Here is a 6,177-nt window from a genome sequence, read left to right as displayed (position 1 = left end):
TTTTATAGTGCTGAAGTTTAGAAACATATCCCGGAGTATAAGTTAAATGTCGGCCGTGGGTGTCTATATATTTTATACATTGATTTCTGCTTCTTCTCCAAGTAATCCTCTATTTACTTCAAGTATAGGTCTTATTTGTTCATCTATAAAGTCTTCTACCTGTCCTGGAGCTCTACCTATAAATTTCTTAGAATCAATTAATGATACTATCTCTTCTTCTGTCATATTGAAGAAATCATCTTTTATAATTCTTTCAATTAAATCATTTTCTTTACCTTCCATTTTAACCATTTTAGCTGCTTCCATAGAATGTTGTCTTATTCTCTCATGAAGTTCTTGTCTATCTCCACCTCTTTTAACAGCTTCCATAATAATGTTTTCAGTAGCCATAAAAGGTAATTCATTCTTTACATGTGCTGCTATAACCTTTGGATAAACTACCATGTTACTTGATACATTCATATATAAGTTAAGCACTCCATCTAGTGCCAAAAACGCTTCTGCAACTGCAATTCTCTTATTAGCTGAGTCATCTAGTGTTCTTTCAAACCACTGTGTAGAAGCAGTTATTGCTGGATTTAATGAGTTTACAATTATATATCTTGCTAACGCTCCAATTCTTTCAGATCTCATAGGATTTCTCTTGTAAGCCATAGCTGATGAACCAATTTGATTCTTTTCAAAAGGCTCTTCCATTTCCTTCATATTCTGAAGTATTCTTAAGTCATTACTAAATTTATAAGCGCTTTGAGCAATTTCTGCTAATGTATTAAGTATAATAGAGTCCAACTTTCTTGTATAAGTCTGACCTGTTACCATAAATTCTTCTTTAAAGTCCATTTTCTCTGTTACCATTTTATCTAATTTTTTTACTTTTTCTTCATCACCATTAAATAACTCCATAAAGCTAGCTTGAGTACCTGTTGTTCCTTTTACCCCTCTAAATCTCATATGATCAATTATAAACTCTAGATTTTCTAAATCTAAAAAAAGTTCCTGAATCCAGAGCGTTGCTCTCTTTCCTACAGTTGTTAACTGTGCTGGCTGAAGATGAGTAAAACCTAATGTAGGTACATCCTTATGTTTAATTGCAAACTTAGATAAAGAATTAATTACATTTAATACTTTCTTTTTTACAATTAATAAAGCTTCTCTCATTATTATTAAATCTGTGTTGTCTCCTACATAGCAACTAGTTGCCCCTAAATGTATTATTCCCTTCGCACTTGGGCACTGCACTCCATAAGCATAAACATGACTCATAACATCATGACGTACTTCTTTTTCTCTTTTTTCAGCTATTTCATAATTTATGTTATCTATATTACTTTTTAATTCATTTATTTGTTCTTCAGTGATATTAAGTCCTAATTCTTTTTCACATTCTGCTAATGCAACCCATAACTTTCTCCAAGTCTTAAATTTCATATCATCTGAAAATAAGTAACTCATTTCCTTTGAAGCATATCTTGTATTCAACGGCGTATTGTATATATCTCTCATAGTTAAAAGAACCTCCACACGTACATATTTTTTATTTTTAATAATTTCATTCACATTATAACATATATCAGATCTGTTTCATATATGTTTTGTTCGTATTTTTTCTTTTTTGATATATTTTAAGTCTTTCTAAATCTAAACAATTTTATTAATAGAATTGTTTACAAACTGTTCTATTTTTTAATTAAAGTAATATAATTTATTAGAATAAAACTATAGGGTCTTGGAGGTATTTATGTATAAGTTTAATCTACTAGATAAAATTTCTTTAGTTCTTGTAATCATAGGGTCACTTAATTGGGGATTTATAGGATTATTAAATTTTAATTTGATAGGAACTCTTCTCGGAGAACCTGTAAACTTATTAGGAAGAATTATATACATCCTTGTTGGGGCAGCTAGTGTGGACATGCTAATGCTTATATTTAAAATGAAGAAACCATTTAAACAATAAATAAAAGGCTCATATTTATGAGCCTTTTATTTATATGAAATTCTCTTATTCTTCTAATGATTCAATTAGCTTAGATACTTCTTCAGCAGCTAAAGCTTCATCATCTCCTGATGCCACAACTTTTACTGTCGAATTTTTAGTTACACCTAGTGATAACACACCTATTAAGCTTTTTACATTAGCTTTCTTTCCATCAAATTCTATACTTATATCTGATTTGAAAGAAGAAGCCTTTTTTACTAATAAAGTTGCTGGTCTTGCATGTAAACCAGTAGCACTTTTTACAGTAACTTCTTTAGATACCATCAAATTCACCTCAATTTTATAATATAATAATATATGACAAACTTTCCTTATTATTATAACATTTTTCCGACTGGTTTCAATGGTTATTTTTTCATGTAAAAGATTTCATGAATATAAATTTTATTAAACTTTATATTATCGTATTAAAATTTCTTTTGAAATTACACTTTTTATTCTAATTCTTTTACAAACTTCTCTATCCTATCTAATCCTCTTTCAATATTCTCCATAGAAGTAGCGTAGGACAATCTTACGTAGTTATCCACTCCAAAGCCTATCCCTGGTATAACAGCTACCTTTTCTTTATCTAATAATTGCTCTGAAAAACTTATTGAATCTTTGATTTCATTTTTATTACATTTTTTCCCAAAAATCTTTGATATATTCATCATTACATAAAATGCACCTTCTGGATTCATGCAAGATAATCCATCTATCAAATTTATTTTGTTAACCATATACTCTCTTCTACGTTTAAACTCTGTAACCATCTTATTCATTTGTTCCTCGTCACCCTCTAAAGCCGCTACAGATGCATATTGAGCAATAGAATTAGGATTAGAAGTTGTATGACTTTGTATATTTGACATTAACTTAACTATTTCTTCACTAGCCGCCGCATATCCTATTCTCCAGCCAGTCATAGAATATGTCTTTGAAACACCATTGATAACAATAGTTCTATTGTAAGCATCTTGTGATAAACTTGCAATACTTATATGCTTAGTATCTCCATATATTAATTTTTCATAAATTTCATCCGATAAAATTAATATATCTTTTTCTTTGGCAAGCTCTGCTATTGCCTTAAGTTCTTCCTCAGTATATACAGTACCTGTCGGATTGTTTGGACTATTTAGTAATATCATTTTCGTCTTTTCTGTCATAGCATTTCTTAAAGCTTCTATAGTGTACTTAAAGCTATTTTCTTCATTTGTTTCAACGAATACTGGAACACCATCTGCTAATTTGATTAACTCTGGATAGCTTACCCAATAAGGTATCGGAACAATAACCTCATCCCCTGGATTTAATGTGGCTGAAAATGTATTTGCTAAACTCTGTTTAGCACCTGAAGATACTATAATCTGTGATGTTTCATACTTTAAATTATTATCCTTATTGAATTTATCTACAATTGCTTTCTTGAGCTCTATAGTACCTGATGCTGGAGTATACTTGGTATAACCCTTTCTAATAGCATCAATTGCTGCATTTTGAATGTTTTCCGGAGTATTAAAATCTGGTTCGCCTGCGCCAAAACCTATAACGTCAATTCCTTCCGCTTTCATCGCTTTGGCTTTAGCTGTTATTGCTAAAGTAATAGATGGCTGTATTTGCTTTGCTTTTTTTGATAATATCATTTTGCTTCCTCCATATCCCGTAAGTTCTTATAATTTGATTTTAAAAATTTATGAGTTAAAGTTTCATTTATACCAATAGTACCTAACATATATTCTCCATTCATTTTATTACCATGACAATCACTCCCTCCAGTAATTGCCATTGAATACTTTTTAGCTAAATTATAAAAATTGTTTATAGTTTTGGGAGAATGTGATGGATGAAACACTTCTATACCTTTTAAACCGTACATCTTTAAATCTTTTATTATACTTTCTATATTTATATTTCTATATATTTCTCCTGGGTGCGCCAATATTGGTACACCTTTTGCATCTAATATAAGCTTTAAAGCTTCTTTATAATCTATCTTACATCTTTCAACGAATGCAGGTCTGTTTTTCATTAGATATTTTTGAAATGCTTCTTTAATACTTCCTACTAATCCTTTATCGACAAGAACTTTTGCAATATGAGGTCTTCCTATAGATTTATTGTAATCTTCTTTATCTATGTCCTCAATATTTATATCTATATTCAAATCATTCAACTTACTTATTATCCGTCTTACTCGTTCTTGCCTGCTGTATTTAATATTATTTAGACTATTTTTTAAATTTTTATTTTCTAAATCAATAAAATATGCTAAAATGTGAATTTCTGAATCCTTGTATTGAGAACTTATCTCCAAACCCGGAATTATATTTATATTTTTTATGCTTGTATCATTAACTATATATTGAGAATCAATTGTATCATGATCTGTTATAGAAATATATTTTATATTTTTTCTTTTTGATAGGTCAACTATTTTTTCTGGTGAAAATTTACCATCAGAATAGTTAGAGTGAATGTGTAAATCTGCATATAGCATTATATCACCCATTTTCTCAAAATATAACAAAATCTATTTACTACAATATATCACCATTTCACTTAATTATCAATTATATAATATATTTTTAACTTTTTGCAACTAATATAACTCCTATTATAATAAAAATTACTCCTATTAATCTCATAAATGAAATGTTTTCTTTAAATATAAAATAGGAAAAAAACATAATCAATATATATCCTATACTAACCATAGGATATGCATAACTTAACTCAACTTTACTTAAAACTTTTATCCAAATCAAAAAACTTAAGCCATAGGATATAATTCCAAGCATTACAGGAACATTCTTCATTATATCTAATATACTTGGAATTATATATTTTGCAGCAAAATTCAACTGAAGATTTACTGCTCCATACTTAACCAAAACTTGTCCCACGGCACCTAAAAAAACTGATGTTAAAATTAGCCATATCATAAGAATAACTCCTTTATTTTCAAGATTGAAGTTTTAATAAACTGAGAAAAACAATATATCATTATAAATATTTCAGGGAAAGCATATCTACCTTGTCCTTCCGTAACAAAATATACTGAAGTAAACATAAAAAATACTATTACAGTATATAATGTAAATCTATTTAACTGGTTGGTTGCTCCAAAAATAATAGCTTTTAAAATTAGAAAGCTGTAAACTAATATATATATTATAGCAGGCACAAATAATATACTCCTAATATCATTGGATACAGTAAAAATTATTTCTTTAACATTTTCACTTAAATTGCTTCCATATGTGCTGTATAATACATCATCACCCCAAAGATATGTATTATAAAGTCTTTTAAATCCCAGAACAACAAATTCCTTTGGATGATTTCTGATCCACTTTTTAGCAGCTGTCCCAAGCATCTTATTTTTTTCGGTCATGTTTGCTTTTTCATACTCTGGTTTTTTTACTATAGAATTTTCAACATCACTAGCAGCCATCCATCTGCCTTTATTATTTTGCGAATTGTTGTTAATATATAAAACTATTCCCCCATTGTTTGATACAAATGTAAACTGCCCCATAAGCTTAGTATTTCTATAAATCCATGGTGAAATTACTATACAACATATAACTAAAACTATAAAAGAATTCTTTAAAGGCTTTATTAGTTTCCTTTCTTTTAATATCTCAACGATAAATATTGCAAAGAAAAACACTATAAAAAAAGGTTTTATCATCGTATTAAGTCCGGTAAGTATTCCTATCCATATGTATTTAAATTTGCCTTTTCCTAAAAAAATATTTGTTATAAGCAAAATTATTGTGGTAAATAATACTTCAGTAGCAATCATGCTATTATATACAATATTATTGGGCATAAATGCAAATATAGTAAATATAACTCTTTTTTGCATTTCACTTATGTCCAATTTTTTGAGTATCATCAAAAGAGAAAAATCGGATATAAATGCAAGAATTAAATTAAATATCTGAGCCGAAATTAAACTTGAACCAAATATTTTAAAAATCCCACCAAGAACTATGGGATACCCAACAGATGTATACGTATCACCCCAGGGCATGCCATTAGCTATGTCAATTGCTAAATTATAATAGTATTCAAAGTCTGAAAATGGTTTCGTTCTTATTAGCAATATCCACATTATAGATAAGCACAAACTAATAATTAATATTATTTTATAATATGTATCTATTCTTACGTTTTTATTCTCCATA

General features: G+C 28.6%; 7 protein-coding genes. 1 reads left to right on the top strand and 6 read right to left on the bottom strand.

The window, feature by feature from the left end:
• Positions 1 to 72 precede the first annotated feature (72 nt).
• Entirely contained in the window at positions 73 to 1,503 is a 1,431-nt protein-coding gene (gene purB, locus I6U48_RS18675; protein WP_218321988.1) for an adenylosuccinate lyase, read from the bottom strand.
• A 235-nt stretch (positions 1,504 to 1,738) separates the two neighbouring features.
• On the opposite strand from purB, the gene I6U48_RS18670 reads away from it, so the two are divergent.
• The gene (locus I6U48_RS18670) at positions 1,739 to 1,957 is read left to right on the top strand and encodes a DUF378 domain-containing protein (protein WP_218321987.1); all 219 of its coding nucleotides are present in this window, start codon (positions 1,739 to 1,741) and stop codon (positions 1,955 to 1,957) included.
• A 45-nt stretch (positions 1,958 to 2,002) separates the two neighbouring features.
• On the opposite strand, the gene I6U48_RS18665 is transcribed toward I6U48_RS18670, so the two are convergent.
• From I6U48_RS18665 to I6U48_RS18645, 5 genes are all read right to left on the bottom strand, one after another.
• Positions 2,003 to 2,263 (bottom strand): HPr family phosphocarrier protein, encoded by a 261-nt coding sequence (locus I6U48_RS18665; protein WP_218321986.1) that lies wholly within the window; start codon positions 2,261 to 2,263, stop codon positions 2,003 to 2,005.
• 170 nt (positions 2,264 to 2,433) lie between these two features.
• On the bottom strand, positions 2,434 to 3,627 hold the full coding sequence (locus I6U48_RS18660) for a pyridoxal phosphate-dependent aminotransferase (RefSeq protein ID WP_218321985.1): 1,194 nt from the start codon (positions 3,625 to 3,627) through the stop codon (positions 2,434 to 2,436).
• Positions 3,624 to 4,481, bottom strand: coding sequence for a PHP domain-containing protein (locus tag I6U48_RS18655; protein WP_218321984.1), 858 nt, complete (start codon positions 4,479 to 4,481; stop codon positions 3,624 to 3,626). Before I6U48_RS18655 ends, I6U48_RS18660 begins: the two co-directional genes overlap by 4 nt.
• An 88-nt stretch (positions 4,482 to 4,569) precedes the next feature.
• Complete coding sequence (locus I6U48_RS18650; protein WP_218321983.1) at positions 4,570 to 4,926, bottom strand: SMR family transporter; 357 nt, start codon at positions 4,924 to 4,926, stop codon at positions 4,570 to 4,572.
• A complete protein-coding gene (locus I6U48_RS18645; RefSeq protein ID WP_218321982.1) occupies positions 4,923 to 6,176 on the bottom strand; it encodes a glycosyltransferase family 39 protein in 1,254 nt (417 codons plus the stop codon). The genes I6U48_RS18650 and I6U48_RS18645 overlap by 4 nt, the downstream gene beginning before the upstream one ends.
• Position 6,177: the final 1 nt, after the last annotated feature.

The organism is Clostridium thailandense (assembly GCF_019207025.1).
Lineage (GTDB): Bacteria > Bacillota > Clostridia > Clostridiales > Clostridiaceae > Clostridium_AM > Clostridium_AM thailandense.
Note: the sequence above shows the minus strand (reverse complement) of the source record. Positions and strands in the feature narration are given on the sequence as shown.